The organism is Paraburkholderia sp. GAS42, from assembly GCF_050436565.1.
Lineage (GTDB): Bacteria > Pseudomonadota > Gammaproteobacteria > Burkholderiales > Burkholderiaceae > Paraburkholderia.
This window is the reverse complement of record NZ_JBNDML010000010.1, coordinates 65207-85511: the sequence shown is the minus strand read 5'-3', so window position 1 is coordinate 85511 and position 20305 is coordinate 65207. Positions and strand designations below refer to the sequence as shown.

The window sequence follows — 20305 nt, the reverse complement described above, 5'->3', positions numbered from 1 at the left end:
CTTCGGTTCACTGAAGCAGATCTTGCGGAGCACGAATGCAGCACATTGATCAGATTTACATTGACGGCGTGTTCGTCACGCCACATGGCACCGAGTGGTTCGACCTCTACAACCCTTCGACTGAGCAGGTGATTGGCCGTGTGCGCCTGGCCGACGAACACGATGCGCGCGACGCCATCGCCGCCGCAACCCGGGCTTTTCCAGCGTTTTCGCGCACCAGCAAGGCGGAGCGCATCGCCCTGCTGCATCGGATGGCGGACGCCGTCGAGGCACGTCAACCGGTGCTGCTGGATGCAATCGTCGAGGAATACGGTGCACCGGTTTCGCGTGCGGGCTGGATGGCTGCGCATGCTTCGAGTGTGCTGCGCGAGGCTGCAAAGGTGCTGCACGACTACGCGTTCGTGCGGCAGATGGGTACCGCGCAGGTCGTGATGCAACCGCTCGGCGTCGCCGGTCTGATTACGCCGTGGAACAGCGATGCGGGATTCATCTGCGGAAAACTCGCCGCTGCGATTGCTGCCGGGTGCACCGCCGTGATCAAGCCGAGCGAGATGAGCGCGATCCAGACGAGCATCGTCACCCAGGCGCTTCACGAAGCCGGTTTGCCCGCAGGCGTGTTCAACATCGTCACGGGCAGAGGCGAAACCGTGGGTGCGGAGATCAGCACGCATCCGGGCGTCGCGAAGATTTCGTTCACGGGATCGACCGCTGTTGGCAAAACGATCCTGCGCGCGGGCGCCGGAACGTTGAAGCGCGTGACCCTTGAACTGGGCGGCAAATCGCCGATGCTGATCCTCGATGACGCGGACTTCGCCACAGCGGTACCGCTCGCGATCCAGGCCGGCTTTATGAACAGCGGCCAGGCCTGCATTGCCGGCACGCGCATTCTTGTACCGGAAGCGCGGCTCGACGAATTCGAGCGGCGCGTGAAAATCGAAGTCGGGCGCACGAAAGCGGGCGATCCGCGCGATCCGGAGATCGCCATCGGTCCGATGGTCAGCCAGAAGCAATGGGATCGCGTGCAACGCTATATCCGCATCGGCATCGACGAAGGCGCGCGGCTTATTGCCGGCGGCGAGGGTCGCCCAGAAGGAATCGAAGCCGGCTGGTTCGTGCGGCCGACGGTTTTTAGTGGCGTGCACAACGACATGACCGTCGCGCGCGAGGAAATCTTCGGACCGGTGCTGTCGATCATCACGTATCGCGATACCGAAGAGGCCATCGCAATCGCGAACGATACAGCGTATGGGTTGCAGGCTTACGTCGTATCCGCCGATGCGCAACGCGCCCATGCCGTCGCGGCGCGCCTCGATGCAGGCCGCGTGCTGGTCAATACGCTGGCGCACGAGCCCGCTGCGCCGTTCGGCGGCTTCAAGCAGTCGGGTATCGGCCGCGAATACGGTACGTTCGGGCTCGAAGCGTTTCTGGAGCCGAAGGCGATACTGGGCGTGAGTTGATCGTGCCGGGGGCGCGCCTTGCTGTCAACTTTCAGCCCAGCGCGCCGAACCGTTCATGCACATAGGCCAGAAACTGTTCGAGCCGGTGTTCGATAGATGGCCCGAAGCTCACATATTTGACGCGCCGGTCATGCTCCGCGCTCTCCTCGACCAGCCAGCCGTCATCAATTAACGCCTGCACGTAACGCACCGCCGTGCGCCGGCTGACGCCGGGCATGAAGTCGTAGAGCACCGTCTTGGCGAAATGGCGCTGGTCGTCCATCCACATCCCGCAGAACAGGTCGCTGTAGTTCAGGTCGTTCAGCCCGATATCGCCGAAATGCACGGCCCACTGCGAGTCCATATCAAGAATCGCGCTCGCGACGGCTTTTCCTTTGCTGCGGGAGATTTTTCGAATCATCGTTTCACCAGTTGGAAGACGCTCGCACAGTTTATGGGCAAAGCATGCACAAAGTCGAGCACCCCAGGCTCGTGATCGGGCTTCCCCTCCTGTACCCAACATCTTATTTTTTGCGCCATTTTATCATGTAATATTGCATACACTTTGGCATTCAAATGGAGTCGCGATGGACCTGAAACTGTTCAAGACCTTCTGGGGTTTCGATGGCGGCCCGCGCGATGCGGCGCCTCTCGTGCGCGCGGCCGGATTCGATGGCATCGAAGCGCCAGCGCCGGCGGGCGAAGCAGCGCGCGAGGATTTTGCCGCCGCGATTCGGGACGAGCAGCTCGATTTCATCGCTGAGATCACAACTGCCGGCAGTTATGTGCCGGAACGTTCGGCAACGCCTGCCGATCACCTGCGCGACTTCGAAGAGAAGATCGTCTGGGGCAAGCCGCTCAAGCCGCGCTTCTTCAACGTGATGGCTGGCTGCGATGCGTGGCCTGCCGCGACCCAGATCGATTTCTTCGCGCGCGCCGTGGATATCGCCGCGAAACACGAGGTGATCTGCAGCTTCGAGACACATCGCGGGCGCTCGTTCTTCAATCCGTGGATCACGCGTGACGTGGCGCGCGCCGTGCCCGGCCTGAAGCTGACGTGCGATTTCAGTCACTGGGTTTGCGTGTGCGAGCGGCTGCTTGAAAGCGAATGGGACACGGTGCTCGAACTGGCACCCCATGCGCATCATGTGCACGGACGGGTCGGCTATCCGCAAGGTCCGCAGGTGCCGCATCCGGCCGCACCGGAATACGCCGATTGCCTTCTGTCGCATCAGCGCATGTGGGAAGAACTGTGGACCGCGCAGATCGCCGGTGGCTACACGACCACGACGATGACGCCCGAGTTCGGCCCCGATGGCTATCTGCATACGCTGCCGTTCACGAATGCGCCGGTCGCGGACCTGTGGGAAATCAACACGTGGATGGGCCAGACGGAGCGCAAACATCTCACGGCGTTTCTCGCGCAGCGCGCGGATGCTCCGCTAGCGCGGGTCGCGTGACAGCGACCGCGATCCGTCCAACGCTCAACATTCACCCGGACTTTCGTCATGAACCTCACTCATACCGGCTTCGACCGGCTGCCGGTCGTCGATGTCAGCGGTCTCTATGGCGATGACTTCGAAGCACGTCTCGCGACGGCACGCACCCTCGATCGCGCTGCGCGTGACACGGGTTTTTTCTATGTCACGGGTCATCAGGTCACGCGCGAACAGCAGACAGCGCTTGTCGATCAGGCGAAGCGATTCTTCGCCGCTCCGAACGACTGGAAGATGCGCTACTACATCGGCAATTCGCGCGCGCATCGCGGCTACGTGCCCGAGGGCGAAGAGGTGTTCGCAGGCGGTAAGCGTGATCGCAAGGAGGCGTTCGATACCGGCGCCGATCTTCCGCTCGACGATCCGCTTGTTGCTGCCGGTACGCCGCTGCTCGGACCGAACGTATGGCCCGATCAGCCGGGCTTCGATCACGCCGTCACCGGGTATTACCGGGCAACCATGGCGCTCGGCCGCGTGCTGTTTCGTGGCTTTTCGCTCGCGCTCGGTTTGCCGGAAACGCATTTCGAGCAATATCTGAACACGCCACCGAGCCAGTTGCGTCTGATCCACTATCCCCACGACGCCACAGCCGCCGACGCGCCCGGCATCGGCGCGCACACCGACTATGAGTGCTTCACGATCCTCATGCCAACCGCGCCAGGGCTCGAAGTGATGAACGGCAATGGCGAATGGATCGACGCGCCGCCAGTCGACAACGCGTTCGTCGTCAACATCGGCGACATGCTCGAAGTGTGGACTGGCGGCACCTACGTCGCGACCTCGCACCGCGTGCGCAAGGTCAGCGAAGAGCGCTACTCGTTTCCGCTCTTCTTTGCCTGCGACTACTCGACCGTGGTTGCGCCGCTGCCGGAGTTTGCAACACCGGAAGCACGCGAAAAGTACCCGCCCGTGGCCGCCGGCGACCATCTTTTCGCGCAGACCGCACAGAGCTTCATGTATCTGAAGCAGCGGATCGCGCGCGGTGATCTCGTCTTGCCCGACGGCTCGAAGGCGCTCGCGAGTTTTGGACAGCAGGCCCGTTACGCCGCCGTCGAAGAATAAAGCCGTGAAGCAAAAAAGCGGCTCGCGCGCCGCTTCGCTTATGCCATAGATCAACCCACACGTCCTGGGCCGCTCCATGGGCGGATAGCCCGCGCCGCGCCTGCAAAGCCACAAAAGCAGCAACGCCCTTCACGTCAGATCGTAAACACCGTCCGAGCAGCAGCATCACTCGTCCATGCGCGTTCGACATCGGTCAACGGCACCGCTTCGGCTTCGATCGAAAAGCCGCCACTCACGACTGCCTTCAACAATCCGCCAATCGCTCCGACCAGCCCCGCGTTTGACACGCTGCCAAGCCCGCTTCCCATCATCTCCAGCCCGGAGCTCCGCAGCGCCGAGGCCGGAAGGGTGATCGTGTTTCCGGTGATCGACCCGATCTGCACGAAGCGGATACGCGGTTCAGCCTCGTCGCTGCCGTGCCCGCCCACAGCGCCCAGCAGACTTTCCGCCGACGGTCCCCACAGGTAATCCAGAATCACATTCACGCGGTGGCTGCGAATCGTGTCACGGAACGTTTCCGTCAACTGGGCGGCGGGCGCATCGAGCGGAATCAGCACGTCGGCGCAGAGTGCGGCGAGGCCTTCGACGCTCTTCGCGTTGCGCCCGGTCACGATCACCTTGTTTGCGCCGAGGTGTCGCGCGATCTGGATCGCGAGGCGGCCCGCCACGCCGGTCGCGCCGTTGATCAATACGTTCTCGCCGCGCTGGAAGTGCGCGCGCTCCGTCAACGCAGCCCATGACGACATGCCCGGGTTGCCGATTCCCGCCGCTGTCACATCGTCGAGATCGTCAGGCACCGGCACGCAGTATTCCGTCTTCACAACCGTCGTTTGCGCCATCGCGCCGAATGGCCCGCGCGGAAACGCGAAGTACACACGGCGACCATCCGCGAGCAGACCCACGCCATCGACACCAGGCACGAGCGGCAGCGTCGTCGCGCTGCTGTAATGCCGGCCGGCCGCCTGGCTTTTCACGAGCTGGCTGAGCGCAGCCGCGCGCACCTGCACGAGCGTCTCGCCCGCTCCGGCAACGGGCGCCTCGAAATCGCCGTAGCGCGGCGGCGCATTGAAATCGTGGACAACAGCAGCTTTCATCGCGGGCTCCCTGATTCGAATAACGACCATGCCGGCCGTCCACCTTGCATGGATCGAGTTTGCATTCTACGTAGGTTGACCGACACGCTTCAGCTACGCGGCCATCCCAGGCTCGATTCAGGAATCCGGATCTGCTGGCCGACCGCCGGGTGCGTGACATGCAGTTCGCGTGCGGCCAGCGTGCGTGATGCCGCCGGGCCGCGCAGCGGCTTCGAAGCATCGGAGGGCAGTCAGCGGAGGAACGGTCGTCATGTAAGAAAAATTGATGTTGATCCGTTTGCATTCGTCGCTTTTCAGCGGCGGAGCAACACCGTAATCTAGCGCAGACGCGTTCATTGTGGCTGCCCGAGCGCTCGACGCCTCGGTGCAGCCTCATTTTTTTACATGATAGAAATTCTAACGGGAACATCATGAAACTGATTGGAATGCTGGATTCGCCCTACGTCCGCCGAGTCGCGATCGGCATGAAGCTGCTCGGCCTCGACTTCGAACATCAGTCGCTGTCCGTCTTCCGCGGCTTCGATGAATTCCTGAAGATCAATCCGACCGTCAAGGCGCCGACGCTCATGCTCGACGATGGCCAGATACTGATCGAGTCGACGCTGATTCTCGACTACGTCGAGACACTCGCGGCGCCGGAAAAGTCGCTGATTCCGCGCGATCCGGCGAAGCGCGTGCGCGCAACCCGACTGAACGGCTTCGCGCTCGCCGCGTGCGACAAGACTGCGCAGATCGTCTATGAACGTAACCTGCGCCCCGCGGAGAAACAGTACGAGCCGTGGGTCGAGCGGGTACGCACGCAGTTGCTCGGCGCGTATGCGGTACTCGAAGCCGATCTGGCGGCCGCGCCGCTGCCGCAGCAGGCCGACGCGCTGGATCAGGCCGGCATGACAGTCGCTGTTGCCTGGCGGTTCACACAGATGATGCTGCCGGAGATCGTCGTTGCGGGTGCGTATCCGCAGTTGCGGTCGTATTCGGCTTTCGCCGAACAACTGCCGGTGTTTCTCGATACGCCTCCGGACTAACCCCAAAAATCACGAGAATCCTGCTGGTTGAAGACGACCTGCAGATCGGCCACGGCCAGCAGCCATGCAGGTTCCCGTCACAACGGGAACCTGCTTCCAGACATCGCTCACTTCGCGGGCTGGATTTTCGGCGAGACCCACTGGTTTTTCAGCAGTTCAGGCTTCGGCCAGTAGTAGCGCATCGCCACCATGAATCGCCCTTGCGGCGCGGGCAGCCAGTTGGCTTCCTTGTCATGTCCGGGCGATTCATGCTGGATGTAGATCGTGCATCCACCGTCCGGATCGGTCTTGAGATCGGGTAGCATCGGCGAATTGATCAGGTAGCGGTTGATCGGATTCTTGACCAGCAACTGGTCCGGCACGCTGTACATCGTCATGGACCAGAACGCATTGACCGGCGGCAACTGGCCCTTCGCGAAATGCAGCGTGTAGTGCTTGCTGCCGTCGAGCGGCTGACCGTCGACGTCCTTCTCCAGAATCGGATACAGCGCTTCGTCGCGCGAGTTGGCGCCGATGCCGACCTGCGTGCCCGTTGCGCGCGCCACGTAGTCGTTCTTCAGATACTTGCGCGAGCCGAACAGCGTGTCGCTCTTGCCGCCCATGGACGCGCGGCGCGCATCGATTGCCTTCTGCCCGTCTTCCATGCCGGCCTTCAGCGCGGCCTGCATGTCGGCGGGAAGCGCGGACGCGTCGAATGGCTTGCCCGGGACGATTCCGATCTTCTCGAAGCGATGCCGTAACGCCATTTCGGTCGGGTTCACCGGCGCGAACTGCAGCAGGAACGCAAGCTGGTTGAAGAATTCAAGCGACGAGCGTTCCGTGCCCGGCGGCAACGGCTTGATCCAACCGATGGCAGGCGCCGGCGGCGGTGCCGGTTCACCCTCGAAGGCGGACAGCGGCTCGACCTTGTAGCCAGCCTGGATCTTCTTCACGTTGTCGAGATCGGCGGGATTGAACAGCTGCGTTCGCCCCACTACGTTCACCATGTCAGTTTCCGACCGGATAACCTTCGTGATGCCCTTTGGCGTCCTGCCCTTCCAGTGCGGCCCCGCGATCAGGTAATGACCGCCCTGATTTCCCGTTGTACGGCTGCCGATGTAATCGAAGTTGAAGGTGTACATATCCATCAACTGGAATACGAAATACCGGTTCTTTTCCATCGGCGGGATCGTGATCACCACGGGCTCCGCGCGCAGATCCAGACCAGCGAACGAGTAAGGCGTATCGGAATTGGGTGTGACGAAGGCAGTGTCTTCCGGCGTGAAGACGCGGGCGATATTCAGGATCGTATTGAACGGCCCCTTGTACTGCGGACCGGCTTTATCGACGGAGAATGCGTACATTGTCTTGTACATATCCACCATCGGCGTGCCGAAAATATAGGCTTCCTTCGCAATTGCCTCTGCCTGTACCGGGTTCACTGCGGTGATTTCTGCCGATGACTTCGCCGCGCCGCCATTCGTTGCGGCCGTTGCCCCGGCCATGGATGCTATCGCAACGGGCAACAACATCGAGAGACATAAGATCTTCTGTTTGAGCATAGTGAACCCTCTATGAGCCTGGACGTGGCCGCGATACGGCATTCGCGGGTCAACGGCATTCTAGCGCGCGACTCCGTATCTGCAATTATTGAGATCACTTTATAGCCATTCGGCATAGACATCGCGCAGGAATGGCGCGTTGCCTCGCTGTTTGATGAGACTGGATCTGACAACTACTTTTTACATCGCACCAGCATTGCCAGCACTGGTCGGTGGCATCGGGATCGTCAGAAGCTCGTGCGCAATCCTATGCGCGCGAGTGTCTGCGATCGATTGCTCGCCGCGCCATCAGGCTGCAACAGGCCGTTAATCCACGCCCGTGTCACTGACGCGTCGCCGCCCGCGCGCTGATAGATCGCTTCCACATAGCCAGTGGTGCGCTTCGAGAAGGAATACTGCAACGCAGTCGTGATCTGCTGCGCCTTGTTGTTAAGCAGTACATCGTTGCCCTTCATGTAGGCATAGTCGAAACCAAGGGTCCAGACACTGGAGAGGGTCCACGTCGCGCCACCCTTGTAGACATCGATATTGGCGCCGCTAAAGGTGTTCTTCGTGTCCGTGTACAACAGCATCGCCAGCACGCTGCCAAAGTTGTAATGCGCGCCAAAGCCGAAGTTGCGGATGCCGTCGTGACCATTGCCCAGCTGCGGATACTTGACTTCGACATACGCGGCGCCGACTCCCAACGGACCATTCGCGTAGTTCGCGCCGAAGCTCATCGTCGAGTCCTCGGAGAACGAGCCGGGCACACCGCCGAAGCCGTAAAGCGCGCCGAACGTGAAACCGGAAATCTCCGGGCTACGATACTTGACCGAGTTTGCCACGCGGGTCGCGCCCGCCATCCGGTCGAAATCGAACGAACCGGTCGGATTGGCCGGCACGCCGAGCGCGGAAAACGGCCCCTGTCGAAAGTCGTAGATGCCGCCGAACAGGAACGCGCCGTCGTAGAGTCCGAGCGTCAGCGTCTCGAACATGAAGTCGTACTGGTTGCCGAACGTGAGCGAGCCGAAGCGGTCGTTGGCGAGTCCGACCAGGGCGGTGCGGTTGAAAATCTGTCCCGCGCCTGGAATCGTCGCGCCGCTGCCCAGATCGAACTGTGACGTGAGTTCGAAAATCGCCTTGTTGCCGCCGCCCAGGTCTTCGCTGCCTTTGAAGGTCAGCAGGTCCGGCGACAGCACACCGCTATCGAATAGCGTCGCGGTGCCGCCATGCTGGTTGTTCACCCAGGTGACGCCCGCATCGATCACGCCTTGCAGCGTCACGCTGCCTTGCGCGCTGGCGATGCCCGGCATCATCAATGCAAATGTGCAGCCTGCTATCGAAAGACGATCTGACTTCGTTTTCTTCACCCCTGTCTCCTTCAGTCGTTGTTGAATATCTGTCGTTGCTCGATGCGGATGGCGACCGCCGTGAGCGCCGCGCCCTGACATGGGCCGTCGACGCACAGGCCGTCTTCGAAACGGAACATCGCGCTGTGATGCGCGCACATCAGCAGTTCGGCGTCGTAGGCCCAGAACGTGTTCGGTTCGTAGTTCAGCGGAATCGAAAAGTGCGGGCACATGTTGCGATAGGCCCATGCGTCGTCACCACGGCGCAGCACGACGATGCCTGGCGCGCCGGCTTGCCCGGCGTCTATTTCAAGCGCGCCTCCGTCGGGAATGTCGTCGAGCGTGCACAGGAAGCCCGCTCGATGTTCGGGATTCGCCACGTTCATCGCTCTCCTCCTCACGCACGCCGCTTGCTCAGCACGAAATCGCGCCGGACTTCGAAGAAGGGACTCGGCAAGTCCCACTCCTTCGCGGCGGCCGGGTTGTGATTCGGCACGTAGTCGATCACCAGCGAAGGCTTCGCGCCGAACACCGCGTCTGACTCGACATACGGATCACCCGCGGAATACAGCGCGGTTGTGAGCGTGTCGTAACCCGGCGCCTCGATCAGAAAGTGGATGTGGCCCGGACGCATCGGATGACGTCCTGTCGCGAGCAGCATCTGCCCGACCGGGCCATCGGTCGGAATCGGATAGCTGGTCGGTTTGATGGTTCTGAACGCATACTCGCCGTTCGGCCCTGAGCGGAATTTGCCGCGCAGATTGCTCTCGGGCTGGTCGGGGTCCTGCCCTTCATACATGCCGTTGTTCGCCGTTTCCCACACCTCGATCAGTGCGCCGGCAACCGGTGCACCGCGCCCGTCGACGAGGCGACCGTGAATCAGCGCCGGCTCACCTTCGGTGCGCGCGATGTTGGCGCCGAAGGCTTCATCCTTTGCGCCCTCTCGATAGAACGGGCCGAGCAGGCTGCTTTCGGTGGTATCGCCTTCGCGTTCGTGATTGATCGCATCGACCATGATCGACAGGCCGAGCGTGTCCGACAGCAGGATGAACTCCTGACGGATGCCGCTGCACTGCCTGCCGGTGGCGGTCAGGAATTCGATGCCGCGGCGCCATTCTTCGCCGGTCAGTTCAACCTCGGCGGCAAACGCGTGCAGATGCCTGACCAGCGCGGTCATGATCTGCTGCAGACGCGGATCGGTGCAGCCGGCAAACGTCTTGAGCACGCTCTGCGTCAGCGGATGGATGGTTGCGTCGTTCATTGTCGACCTCACGCGCGATGGGGAGCCGGGCGCGGCTCGACGGAATCGGTCGAAGCGCCGCCAGGCGAAGGTTGTTGTGACTGACCGGCATCGAGAAATACGACGCGGCGGCCCACGGGAAACAGTTGCAGGCCATAGCGCCGCGATACGAAGCCCCACAGGCCTTGCGGGAAGAACATCGTCACGACGATCGCGAGCGCGCCGAGACCGATCAGATACCAGGTGCCGAAGTCAGACAGGAACTGGTTCAGCACGAAGAAAATCAGGGCGCCGACGATCGGTCCTTCCAGGGTACCGAGGCCGCCGATCATCACAATAAAAATGCCGAACGCCGTCCAGTTCACCGAGAATGCGGCGTCGGGCGAGATGCGCAGGTTGCCCACGAAGTACAGGCCGCCCGCCAGCGCTGTGCCGCACGCGGACACCAGATAGACGATCAACCGTGCGCGCTTCACGTCGACACCCTGACTGCTCGCCGCCACCGCGTTGTCGCGCATCGCTGTTAGCGCGAGACCTGCTTTGGAACGCAGGAACAGATACAGCAGCCCGATCGCCGCCGCGACGATGGCGAGCGCGAGCCACAGCGTCAGCGATTCGCGCAGCGCACGCGGCACATCCTGGAGCGCGGTGAGGCTGGTACCGGAACCTCCACCGAGCCCGGAGACATTAGCCACCGTCAGCCGGAACACTTCCGCGATCACCCATGTGCCGATCGCGAAATAGCCGCCTTCCAGACGGAACGCCACCAGCGATACGGGAATCGCCACGATCGTCGCAATCACAGCGGCGAGCGGCACAGCAACGAACGGTGAGATCCCGCACCAGTTCGCGAGAATCAGCATCCCGTAGCCGCCGATACCGAAGAACGCCTGCTGCCCGATCGACACCATCCCGCCATAGCCCGCCAGCAGGTTCCACATCAGCGCGAACACCAGATAGGAAGCGAGCTGCACGAAATCGCGCATCGCATCGCGCCCGGCCCACCATGGCGCGCTGGCCACCGCCAGCGCGACGATCAGCAGCACGATCACCGCCACCCGGCTCGCGCGCGTTGCGCGCCGCACTTCGAAGCCCACTGCGGGCGTATTCAAATGCATCGTCATGTCGAACCTCTATGCGGTTTTGGGCAGCAAGCCCTGCGGCCGGGCCACCAGCACGCCGAGAAACACCACGTGTCCGAGCCAGATGCCCCAGCCGGGATCGAAATAAAAGCCCACCTGCTGCGCAATGCCGAGCGCCATGCCGCCGACGAAGGTGCCCCAGAACGAACCCATCCCGCCAATGATCACTGCCTCGAACGCGTACAGCAGCAAGGCCGGGCCATCGGTCGGAGAAACGGCGGTGCGCATCGAATAGAGTGCGGCGGCGACCGCGATCAGCACGAATGCGATGCCCATCGCCAACGCATAGGTGCGGCGGTACGAGACGCCCATCAGCTGCACGATCTCGCGGTCGTCCGAGGTGGCGCGAAATGCGCGGCCGAGCGGCGTGCGGCCGAACAGCCACTGCATCGCGAAAGCAAGCGCGACGGTCGCAACCAGCGTGACGAGCGGCAGATAGCCGAGCGTGATGCCGCCCGCGAGTGTGATGCTCTGCGACTCGAAGCTGCCTGTGGCGACTGAGCGCGGATCCGCGGAGAACACCTGCTGCAGCACGTTCTGGATCACGATCGACAGTCCGAACGTGACGATCAGCGAAGGCAGCGGATCGCGGCTGCTGACCCGGTTGAGGATCGCGTACTGCAGCGCATAACCCGACCCGAACGCGATCACGAGCAGCAACACCAGCGCGACGGCAAGCGGCAGATGCGCGAAGCCCGTTAGCGCGAACAGTACGAACACCAGCAGCACGATGAAGTCGCCGTGCGCGGTGTTGGTCAGCCGCATCACGCCGAACACCAGCGACTGGCCCATTGCGAAGAGTCCATACAGCGCGCCAAGCAGCACGCCCTGCACGACAATATTGATGAACGTATTCATGCGACCGCTCCAAAGTACGCTTGCGTAATCGCCTCGTCCGACACCTCGGCCGATACGCCCGCCAGCGAAACGCGCCCTTCCTGGAAGCAATAAAAACGCGACGACACGCGACGCGCCAGCTGCACGTCCTGCTCGACGACGATCGCACTCATGCCATCCGCGACAATCGCGGGCAACGCGGCGTAGATCTCGCGCACGATCACCGGCGCGAGCCCGAGCGAGAGCTCGTCGCACATCAGCAGGTCGGGGTTGCTCATCAGCGCCCGGCCGATTGCTACCATCTGCTGCTGGCCGCCTGACAACGCAGTCGCTGCGTGGTGACGGCGCTCCTGCAACACCGGAAACAATGCATAGACGCTTTGCAGATTCCAGCGTCCCGGCCGCTTGCTGTATGCGCCCAGCAACAGGTTCTCTTCGACGGTCAAGCTCGCGAACAGGCGTCGCCCTTCTGGCACCAGCGCAATGCCCTTGCCGGTGATGTGCGCCGGAGCCGCGCCGCCAACCGGCTCGCCGCGATACAGGATCTGCGCGGCAGCATGCGGGCGCAGCAGACCCGCCACCGATTTCAGAAAGGTCGACTTGCCCGCGCCGTTCGAGCCGATCAGCGCGATCACCTCGCCCGGCGCCACGGTCACGTCGATGCCGAACAGCGCCTGGAAGTCACCGTAGAACGCGCTCAGCGCGCGGGTCTCGAGTAGTGTCGACATGCTCATGCCTCCAGTCCGAGGTATACGCGCCGCACTTCGGGGTCGTCCATCACGGCAGCGGGCAGGCCCTCGGCCAGGCGCTTGCCGAAGTTGATGACGAGCAGCCGGTCGGCTACCGCGAGCAGCGCATGCACGACATGCTCGATCCAGACGATCGTCACGCCACCCTCCTTGACACGGCGAATCTCGTCGACGAGTTCGTGCGTTTCAGGTTCGGTGAGGCCGCCTGCGATCTCATCGAGCAGCAGCAGTTGCGGCTGTGTCGCGAGCGCGCGGGCCAGTTCGAGGCGCTTGCGGTCCAGCAGCCCCAGCGTGCCGGCCAACTGGTTGGCGCGGGCCTTGAGGCCGGTGCGTTCGAGTACGTCGATGCAGACGTCGTACGCGGCGTGCTCGGCCAGTTCCCCTCCGAAGGTCGCGCCAACCAGCAGGTTTTCGAATACCGTCATGCCGCCGAACGGCCGCGGCACCTGATACGAGCGGCCAATCCCGGCGGCGCAGCGACGATGCGGCGGCAGGTGGTTCACATCCGCGCCGTCGAATTCGACGCTCCCCTGATCGGGGCGCACGTCACCGCTAACGAGGTTAAACAGGGTGGTCTTTCCAGCGCCATTCGGACCGAGGATGCCGTAAGTCTCACCGCGCTCGACCGCGAAGCTGATGTCGTCGGTCACCTGCAGCGCGCCATAGCGCTTCGACACGCCGGTCAGTCTGAGGACAGGGTTCATCGCCGCTCTCCGCTTTCAGTTCACGCGATCAGCTTGAGCGGGCCGGACAGCGGCACGCTCGGCGCGAGCTGGTTGTTGACGATCGCGAGATCGAAGCGATGCTTCTGCCCCGATCCTTGTCCACTGCGCCATTGCCCGCCCACCAACGGCGTCTTCGCGACATTCTTCACCGGACCGCTGCCCCACGCGACATGGCCCACCAGCGTATCGAGCTTTGTCGACGCCACCGCATCGCGGATCGCCTCATTCGAATCGACGTCTTTCGCGCGCTTCAGTGAATCAACGGCGATTTCGAACAGCGCATGCGCGAAGCCGATTGGCTGGGTCCATTGCTTCGACGTGACGCGCTCGTAGTCGTCGGCGAGCTGCCGCGCGCTTTGACCCGTCAACGAAGATTTGAACGGATGCGACGGCGACCACCACACTTCGGTGGAGAGTCCCTCGCCGAGATCGCCGAGTGCTTCGATCGAAGTCGGAAACAGCAGCGCCTTGCCGATCGAAATGACTTTGGGTTTCAGACCTTGCTGACGCGCCTGAACGAGAAAATTCTTCGCATCGGGCGGGATCACAACGCCGGTGACGATCTGCGAATTCGCCTGCTTGAATGCCGCAATCTGCGCGGAGAAGTCCTGCGTCATGCTCTGAAAGCGGCCCGGATCTTTCAGCGTGAAGCCCTTTTGCGCGAGCACCGGCGGAAAACCGAGCTTCGCGTCGCCCCATGCGTTGCCGTCGCCGTCGTTAGGGAAGAGGCCGCCGACACTGTGATTGGTCTGTACCGATTGCCACATGCCGGTGTAGACAGCGATCACGTCCTCCAGTCCCCAGAAAAAGTGGTAAGTGAAGCGGAAGCCCTTCTTCGGATCGCCCTTTCTGCCGAAGAACCATGGCTGCCAGGGCACTACCGTCGACACGCACGGCATCTCGTTCAGTTCGCACGCGTCGCTGACCGGGTTGGCGGTTTCCGGTGTTCCGGATACCAGCATGATGTCGACCTTGTCCTTCAGGATCAGGTCGTTGGCGACTTCGCCAGCGCGATTCGGATTCGACTGGCTGTCCTTGACGACGATCGACACCGGATACGTTTTGCCGCCGATCACGATGCCGTTTTTCAGCACCGTCTGCATCTGCTGGATCGTGAAGCGGTCCGCTTCGCCGAACGGTGCGAGCGGCCCGGTTTGCGGCGACACGTAGCCAATTTTCAACGTGCGAGGGCCGGCAGCGAATACGAGCGGCGAGAACGCGGAGGTCGTCGCGGCGAGCGCGCCGCCCGCGGCGAGGGTGACGAAGCGACGACGCTTCGCATCGAAGGAATGTGCGTCCATGTTTGTCTCCTGAATATTTTTGTATGAGTGGGTCGGGCGCTAGTCCGGTCGTCGCCCGTGAAAGGCAGCCTCGAGCAGTGCGCGCAGCGGTATCCGTTCGACGGGCCGCGGATTCCAGTACGGGTTCTGCAAGGCGAGATCGAGCGCGACGTCGAGATCGCTTACGGTGAGGCCGATGTCTTTTAGCGCGGTCGGTGCGCCGTGATCGCGTGCGAGATCGAACACGCCTTGCGCGGCATCGCCGGTACGCAACGCGCGGGCGATACGTTGCATCGCGTCAGGCGCCGCATCGCGGTTGTAGGCGAGTACATGCGGCAACACGATCGTGTGCGTCTCCGCGTGCGGCAGATTGAACGTGCCGCCGAGCGTATGACACAGCTTGTGATGCAACGCCATGCCGACGCTGCCAAGCACCGCGCCACACAGCCATGCGCCGTACAGGCAGTCGCCGCGTGCAGCGAGATCGCCAGGCTCGCGCATCACGCGCGGCAAACCCACGCCGAGCGCCCGAATGCCCTCTTCCGCCATCAGACTGGTGATCGGATTCGCGTCCTGCGCGTAGAGTCCTTCGGCTGCATGAGCGATCGCGTTGATCCCGCTCGTCAGCGACAACGCGGGCGGCAGCGAGCTCGTCAATATCGGGTCGTAGATCACCGTCTTCGGCAACACGCGCAGATCGCGGCCGGTCTTCTTGACGCCGCTCTCCGTGAGCCCGTAAATCGGCGTCATCTCGGAGCCTGCGTACGTGGTCGGTATCGCGATGATCGGCAGTGAGGTTTCGAGCGCGATCGCCTTGCCGAGGCCGGTCGTCGAACCGCCGCCTATCGCGATCGCGCAATCGGCCCCGACCTGTGCGGCAAAGTCACGTGCCGCGCGGGCGGTTTCGACCGGCACGTGCATCACGGCTTCGGCGTAGACGCCAGCGGCCCGCGAACCCAGGCGTGCAGCCAGCGCTTCGGCCTGCGCACGCTGTTGCGGCGTGGACAGCACGATCGCCCGCGTAGCGCCGAGCAAGCCAATCTCGCGATCGAGCTGGTCGAGACTGCCCGCGCCGAAGATCACGCGTGACGGCAGGCCGTTATAGATGAAGGGTTCCATGGCGGTTCAGCGCGGGTAGTAAGGCGGAATCTGCGCATCCACGTTGACCCAGACCGACTTGGGCTGCGTGTACTCGCGCATCGCTTCGAAACCCATCTCGCGGCCATAGCCGCTCGCGCCGACGCCACCGAATGGCGATGCGGGGCTCACGCGTTTGTAGCAGTTGATCCACACCATGCCGGCGCGAATCTCGCGGGCCACCCGATGCGCGCGTTGCAGATCACGTGTCCAGAGACCCGCGCCGAGACCGTACTCGGTGCCGTTCGCGATCGCGAGCGCTTCTTCGTCGGTGCGGAATTTCGTGACGGTCATGAACGGGCCGAACACCTCTTCCTGCGATACGCGATGCTCCGGCCTCGCTTCGACGATAGTCGGCTCGACATAGCAGCCATTTGCCAGCGCGGCCGCGTCCGGCGCCTTGCCGCCCGCGAGCACGCGGCCGCCCTGTTCACGGGCGACATCGACAAACGACAGCACGCGGTCGCGATGCTGGCGCGACGTGAGCGGACCCATTTCGGTTTGCGGATCGAGCGGATCGCCAATCCTGATCGTGTGGCTCAACGCGACGAACTTCTCGAGCACTTCATCGGCGATCGATTCGTGCACGATCATCCGCGAGCCGGCGATACACGCCTGCCCCTGGTTATGGAAGATCGCGAACGCCGACCCTTGCACGACGGCATCGATATCGGCGTCGCCGAACACGATATTCGCGCCCTTGCCGCCGAGTTCGAGCTGCACCTTCTTCAGATTGCCGCTCGACGCCTGCACGATCTTGCGGCCTACCGCCGTCGAACCGGTGAAGGCGATCTTGCTGATCTCCGGATGCTCAGCGATGTACTGGCCAGCCACGTGACCCAGACCAGGCAGAATATTGACGACACCTTCCGGGAATCCCACTTCGGCCATCAGCTCGGCAATCGCGAGGCTCGATAGCGGCGTGAGTTCAGCGGGCTTCATGATCACGCAGTTGCCCGCCGCGAGCGCCGGCGCCATCTTCCAGCTCGTGAACATCAGCGGGAAATTCCACGGCACCACCTGCCCGACGATGCCGACCGGCTCGCGCGTCAGGTAGTTCAGGAAGCCCTGCTCGACCGGAATCACCGAGCCTTCGAACTTGTCGGCCATCCCGCCGAAGTAGCGGAAGGTGGCCGCGGTGCGCGGCACATCGAGATTGCGCGTATCGCGGATCGGGTGACCGGTGTCGAGCGATTCGAGACGCGCCAGCCTGTCGGCGTTCGCTTCGATTGCGTCAGCGAGCTTGAGCAGCAAGCGTCCCCGCTCCATCGCGGCGAGATTGCTCCACTTTGGAAACGCCGCTTTCGCCGCCGCAACGGCGCGATCGACGTCGGCGGGTCCGGCCATCGCGACTTCGGCGATCACCGAGTTGTCGTGCGGATTCAGGGAGGCGAGCGTTTCGCCGTTTGCAGCCGGCACGAAGCGGCCGCCGATGAAGAGTTGCGTTTGCATGTCAGTCCTGCTCGAGTAAAACCTGGACGTGACATCCCCCGCGACGCCAGCGGTCTGGCGCCGTTCGATCGACGATCGGAGGGAATGCCGGAGAGTTAGATCTGGATCGGATACGGCGGCAGTTCACCGCTTTCGTAGCGCTTCGGCAGATCCGGTGTCGCGTTTTCCCAAACGAGCAGCATCGAACGCTTCTGCGAATAGCCCTTGTGACGGATGTCGGCCGGCATCGCGGCGATATCGCCCGCGTTCATCGTGATGCGGGCACGCGGCTCGCCGCTATCCTTGTCGGCGACGTCCCAGATGATCTGGTCGGACAGTTGCAGGAACCACTCGACGCGATCGTTGCCATGGAACACCGGCAGCACGAATTCCTCGGTGGTCGGACAAAACAGGCTTTGCTGGCAAACGGAGGTGACCGACGGATTCCACGTCACGTCCGAGCGCGACAGGTACTTGAAGAGACTGAACGCATGCAGCGTTTTCTCGAAACCGGGCTCCGCGTGGATCTCCGGTTCATCCTGGACGACGTCGGCGAACTGGCGGTTGACCGGCAGGTCGTCGCGCAACGGCGAATCGCCTTCGAGGCCCGGCATGCGTTTTGTAGCGATACGCGTGCGTTCGATCGCCGCGATGTTGTCGCCATGCTTCGTGCCGAACGCCGAGCCGGTTTCTTCGGGCGCAGCAAACGGATCGAAGCCTTCGTTGACCCAGTCCTTCAGGATTGCCTTGAAGGTCGCCATGATGAGCGGCGTGTCGAACTGCTGCATATGGTCGACGCCCGCTTCCTTGAGGTTCGCGTTGTACGCACCGGCGTACATGTCGACCTTGCCGTAGTGATTGCGCGTGCCGATCACTTCGTCGAAGTTGACCCAGCCGTAGAAGAAGCCCCACGCAACATCTCGCATCATGGCGCGCAGGAAATCGTCAGCATGCATCTGATGCGAGCGGGTCTGACCTTGGGCGGGCCATCGGACGGTGGCGAAATAGGCGTCGCGGCTGAACTCGAAGTCGCCGAGGCGGAATACACGATAGCCGGTGACCGGATCGGCCTCGCTCGCGGTAACGTTTTGCAGGGTGCTGGCTTTGTCCATGATGGGCTCCAGTAGAGGATCGATCGTGTCGAGGGGTTCAGTGGATGCAGATGTCGGCCCACTTCTCGACCGAAAAGCGTCCGAGGATCGTCTGCACGAGCAGCACGCCCTTCGTCACCGCTTCGAAGCGATAGGCGGCGCCCGCGGGCAGCAGCGCCTGGTGGCCGCGCCGCAGCCTCACATAACCCATCGACTGGCCCGACGGCTTGCCTTCCAGCCGTACGCTGCCTTCGGTCTGCGCGTCGACCAGCGGGCCGTCTGACGGCTTGATGAAATACACGTCGATCTCGCCGTCGAGCACGACTGCGAATTCATCGTGCGACGCAGCAAACCACGGCGACGAGCCTTCCGCGCGCAGCGTCTCGATGACGTACTTGAGATTCTTGCCTACGACGACTTTCTCGTAGGGCTCAGCGCGGCTCGCCACGTCGAACACGTTCGACATTGCGTAATGCTCCGGTTTGCCCTTGATGATTTCGATGGAGCCTTTCCGATAGTTGTCCAGGCTGCCGAACCAGGTCTGTTGCATGTCTGCCTCCAGTTAATCCACGAATGCGTTGCTTGCATCGAAGATTAAGTGGCGACAGGCGCAACAGCAATGTGTTGAGGGTCGGGAAACGCGAACGCTGGGTGCTTCGAAAACCCGCCAGGGAAACTACCTGGTGGAGAACCCGAACGAGCGTCTGGCGGGCCTCAGTCTTCGGCCAGTTCCTCACCGACAGTTCTCGTCTCGTCATCCGCTGGCGCAATGCCGAGCGCCTTGTCCCACTGCGGTTCGCGCAGATAGCGCGTGCGCAGGAAGTCGACGAATGCCTTGACTTTCGTGGTCGAGCGGTGCGATGCGGGATAGACCGCCGACAGCCACAATGGCGGCGCCGCGTATTCCGGCAGCACGCGTTCGAGGCGGTGTTCGAGCAGATCGGCGGCGGCGACCATCGTCGGCAGATAGACGACGCCCGCACCGGCTCGCGCGAACTCCAGCAGCAGGTGGACGCTATTCGTCTTCAGGACCGGGTTCAGTGCGATTTCGAAGCACTCATTGCCGCGCATCAGCGGCCACTTGTCGCCCCACGGGTAGTACGAATAGCGGGCGAAATCGTGCCGCAGCAGGTCGAGCGGCGTCTCGATCACGGGCTCTTCCTTCAGGTAACCGGGCGCCGCACACAGCACGCCGCGCACCGGAAACAGGCGCCGCTCGACGAGCAGATTCGACGCCGGCGGATAGATCTGCAGCGCCAGATCGAAACCTTCCTGAACCGGGTCGATGACGCGGTCATTGACGGTCACGACGAACTCGACGCGGGGGTACGCGGCACGGAATTCGATCAGCGTCTGTGAAAAATGCCCTAGCGCAAAGCCAGGAAGGACATGGACGTTAAGGGTGCCGGCCAATGCCTGTGAATCGCCGCGCGAGCGTCCGGACAGGTCGTGGACTTTATTGACCAGTTCGGCGCACTCGCGGTAATACGTCTCACCGAGCTCCGACAGGCGCACGGCCCGCGTCGAACGGTGAAAGAGCGGCACGCCGAAATGTTCCTCGAGTTGTTTGACGCGCGAAGTCACCACCGATTTCGCGACGCCAAGCTGCCGCGCGGCGCCGGCAAAGCTTTGTGCTTCAGCGGCCCGCACGAATGCTTCCATCGACATTAAGAGGTCCATCCTGTCTCCTG

Annotated in this window: 20 protein-coding genes; 4 read left to right on the top strand and 16 right to left on the bottom strand. The window is 62.7% G+C overall.

Annotated elements, in window-relative coordinates; all coding sequences use genetic code 11:
• The first annotated feature begins 35 nt into the window (after positions 1 to 35).
• A complete protein-coding gene (locus tag P3T16_RS16555) occupies positions 36 to 1457 on the top strand; it encodes an aldehyde dehydrogenase family protein (RefSeq protein ID WP_429343088.1) in 1422 nt (473 codons plus the stop codon).
• Positions 1458 to 1488: 31 nt separating this feature from the next.
• Here P3T16_RS16555 and P3T16_RS16550 read toward each other — a convergent pair whose 3' ends face one another.
• The gene (locus P3T16_RS16550; protein WP_429343087.1) at positions 1489 to 1959 is read right to left on the bottom strand and encodes a MarR family transcriptional regulator; all 471 of its coding nucleotides are present in this window, start codon (positions 1957 to 1959) and stop codon (positions 1489 to 1491) included.
• 64 nt (positions 1960 to 2023) lie between these two features.
• Between P3T16_RS16550 and P3T16_RS16545 the strand changes: the two genes are divergently transcribed.
• Both P3T16_RS16545 and P3T16_RS16540 read left to right on the top strand, forming a co-directional pair.
• Positions 2024 to 2896, top strand: coding sequence for a sugar phosphate isomerase/epimerase family protein (locus tag P3T16_RS16545; RefSeq protein WP_429343086.1), 873 nt, complete (start codon positions 2024 to 2026; stop codon positions 2894 to 2896).
• Between the two features lie 48 nt (positions 2897 to 2944).
• The gene (locus P3T16_RS16540; protein WP_429343085.1) at positions 2945 to 3994 is read left to right on the top strand and encodes an isopenicillin N synthase family dioxygenase; all 1050 of its coding nucleotides are present in this window, start codon (positions 2945 to 2947) and stop codon (positions 3992 to 3994) included.
• 134 nt (positions 3995 to 4128) lie between these two features.
• On the opposite strand, the gene P3T16_RS16535 is transcribed toward P3T16_RS16540, so the two are convergent.
• On the bottom strand, positions 4129 to 5088 hold the full coding sequence (locus P3T16_RS16535; RefSeq protein ID WP_429343084.1) for a quinone oxidoreductase family protein: 960 nt from the start codon (positions 5086 to 5088) through the stop codon (positions 4129 to 4131).
• 410 nt (positions 5089 to 5498) lie between these two features.
• Here P3T16_RS16535 and P3T16_RS16530 point away from each other — a divergent pair, with 410 nt between their 5' ends.
• Positions 5499 to 6113, top strand: a complete 615-nt coding sequence (locus P3T16_RS16530) for a glutathione S-transferase (RefSeq protein ID WP_429343083.1) — start codon at positions 5499 to 5501, stop codon at positions 6111 to 6113.
• Between the two features lie 107 nt (positions 6114 to 6220).
• On the opposite strand, the gene P3T16_RS16525 is transcribed toward P3T16_RS16530, so the two are convergent.
• The 14 genes from P3T16_RS16525 to P3T16_RS16460 form a co-directional block, all read right to left on the bottom strand.
• Positions 6221 to 7597 (bottom strand): DUF1254 domain-containing protein, encoded by a 1377-nt coding sequence (locus tag P3T16_RS16525; RefSeq protein WP_429343082.1) that lies wholly within the window; start codon positions 7595 to 7597, stop codon positions 6221 to 6223.
• A 284-nt stretch (positions 7598 to 7881) separates the two neighbouring features.
• Positions 7882 to 8949, bottom strand: coding sequence for a porin (locus P3T16_RS16520; RefSeq protein ID WP_429343187.1), 1068 nt, complete (start codon positions 8947 to 8949; stop codon positions 7882 to 7884).
• A gap of 65 nt (positions 8950 to 9014) precedes the next feature.
• Positions 9015 to 9368: a Rieske (2Fe-2S) protein gene (locus P3T16_RS16515; protein WP_429258477.1), complete on the bottom strand. Its 354-nt coding sequence runs from the start codon at positions 9366 to 9368 to the stop codon at positions 9015 to 9017.
• Between the two features lie 11 nt (positions 9369 to 9379).
• Positions 9380 to 10243 (bottom strand): intradiol ring-cleavage dioxygenase, encoded by an 864-nt coding sequence (locus P3T16_RS16510; protein WP_429343081.1) that lies wholly within the window; start codon positions 10241 to 10243, stop codon positions 9380 to 9382.
• 8 nt (positions 10244 to 10251) lie between these two features.
• On the bottom strand, positions 10252 to 11346 hold the full coding sequence (locus tag P3T16_RS16505; protein WP_429343080.1) for a branched-chain amino acid ABC transporter permease: 1095 nt from the start codon (positions 11344 to 11346) through the stop codon (positions 10252 to 10254).
• A gap of 9 nt (positions 11347 to 11355) precedes the next feature.
• Complete coding sequence (locus P3T16_RS16500; RefSeq protein ID WP_429258480.1) at positions 11356 to 12222, bottom strand: branched-chain amino acid ABC transporter permease; 867 nt, start codon at positions 12220 to 12222, stop codon at positions 11356 to 11358.
• Complete coding sequence (locus tag P3T16_RS16495; RefSeq protein ID WP_429343079.1) at positions 12219 to 12929, bottom strand: ABC transporter ATP-binding protein; 711 nt, start codon at positions 12927 to 12929, stop codon at positions 12219 to 12221. Before P3T16_RS16495 ends, P3T16_RS16500 begins: the two co-directional genes overlap by 4 nt.
• Positions 12930 to 12931: 2 nt before the next feature.
• A complete protein-coding gene (locus tag P3T16_RS16490) occupies positions 12932 to 13654 on the bottom strand; it encodes an ABC transporter ATP-binding protein (protein ID WP_429343078.1) in 723 nt (240 codons plus the stop codon).
• A gap of 20 nt (positions 13655 to 13674) precedes the next feature.
• Positions 13675 to 14976: an ABC transporter substrate-binding protein gene (locus tag P3T16_RS16485; protein WP_429258483.1), complete on the bottom strand. Its 1302-nt coding sequence runs from the start codon at positions 14974 to 14976 to the stop codon at positions 13675 to 13677.
• 39 nt (positions 14977 to 15015) lie between these two features.
• Complete coding sequence (locus tag P3T16_RS16480) at positions 15016 to 16074, bottom strand: maleylacetate reductase (protein WP_429343077.1); 1059 nt, start codon at positions 16072 to 16074, stop codon at positions 15016 to 15018.
• A gap of 6 nt (positions 16075 to 16080) precedes the next feature.
• Positions 16081 to 17544 (bottom strand): aldehyde dehydrogenase family protein, encoded by a 1464-nt coding sequence (locus P3T16_RS16475; RefSeq protein ID WP_429343076.1) that lies wholly within the window; start codon positions 17542 to 17544, stop codon positions 16081 to 16083.
• Positions 17545 to 17639: 95 nt separating this feature from the next.
• The gene (locus P3T16_RS16470; protein WP_429258486.1) at positions 17640 to 18635 is read right to left on the bottom strand and encodes a hydroxyquinol 1,2-dioxygenase; all 996 of its coding nucleotides are present in this window, start codon (positions 18633 to 18635) and stop codon (positions 17640 to 17642) included.
• Between the two features lie 37 nt (positions 18636 to 18672).
• A complete protein-coding gene (locus P3T16_RS16465) occupies positions 18673 to 19164 on the bottom strand; it encodes a hydroxyquinol 1,2-dioxygenase (RefSeq protein WP_429343075.1) in 492 nt (163 codons plus the stop codon).
• Positions 19165 to 19328: 164 nt separating this feature from the next.
• Positions 19329 to 20294, bottom strand: a complete 966-nt coding sequence (locus P3T16_RS16460) for a LysR family transcriptional regulator (RefSeq protein WP_429258488.1) — start codon at positions 20292 to 20294, stop codon at positions 19329 to 19331.
• Between the last annotated feature and the right edge of the window lie 11 nt (positions 20295 to 20305).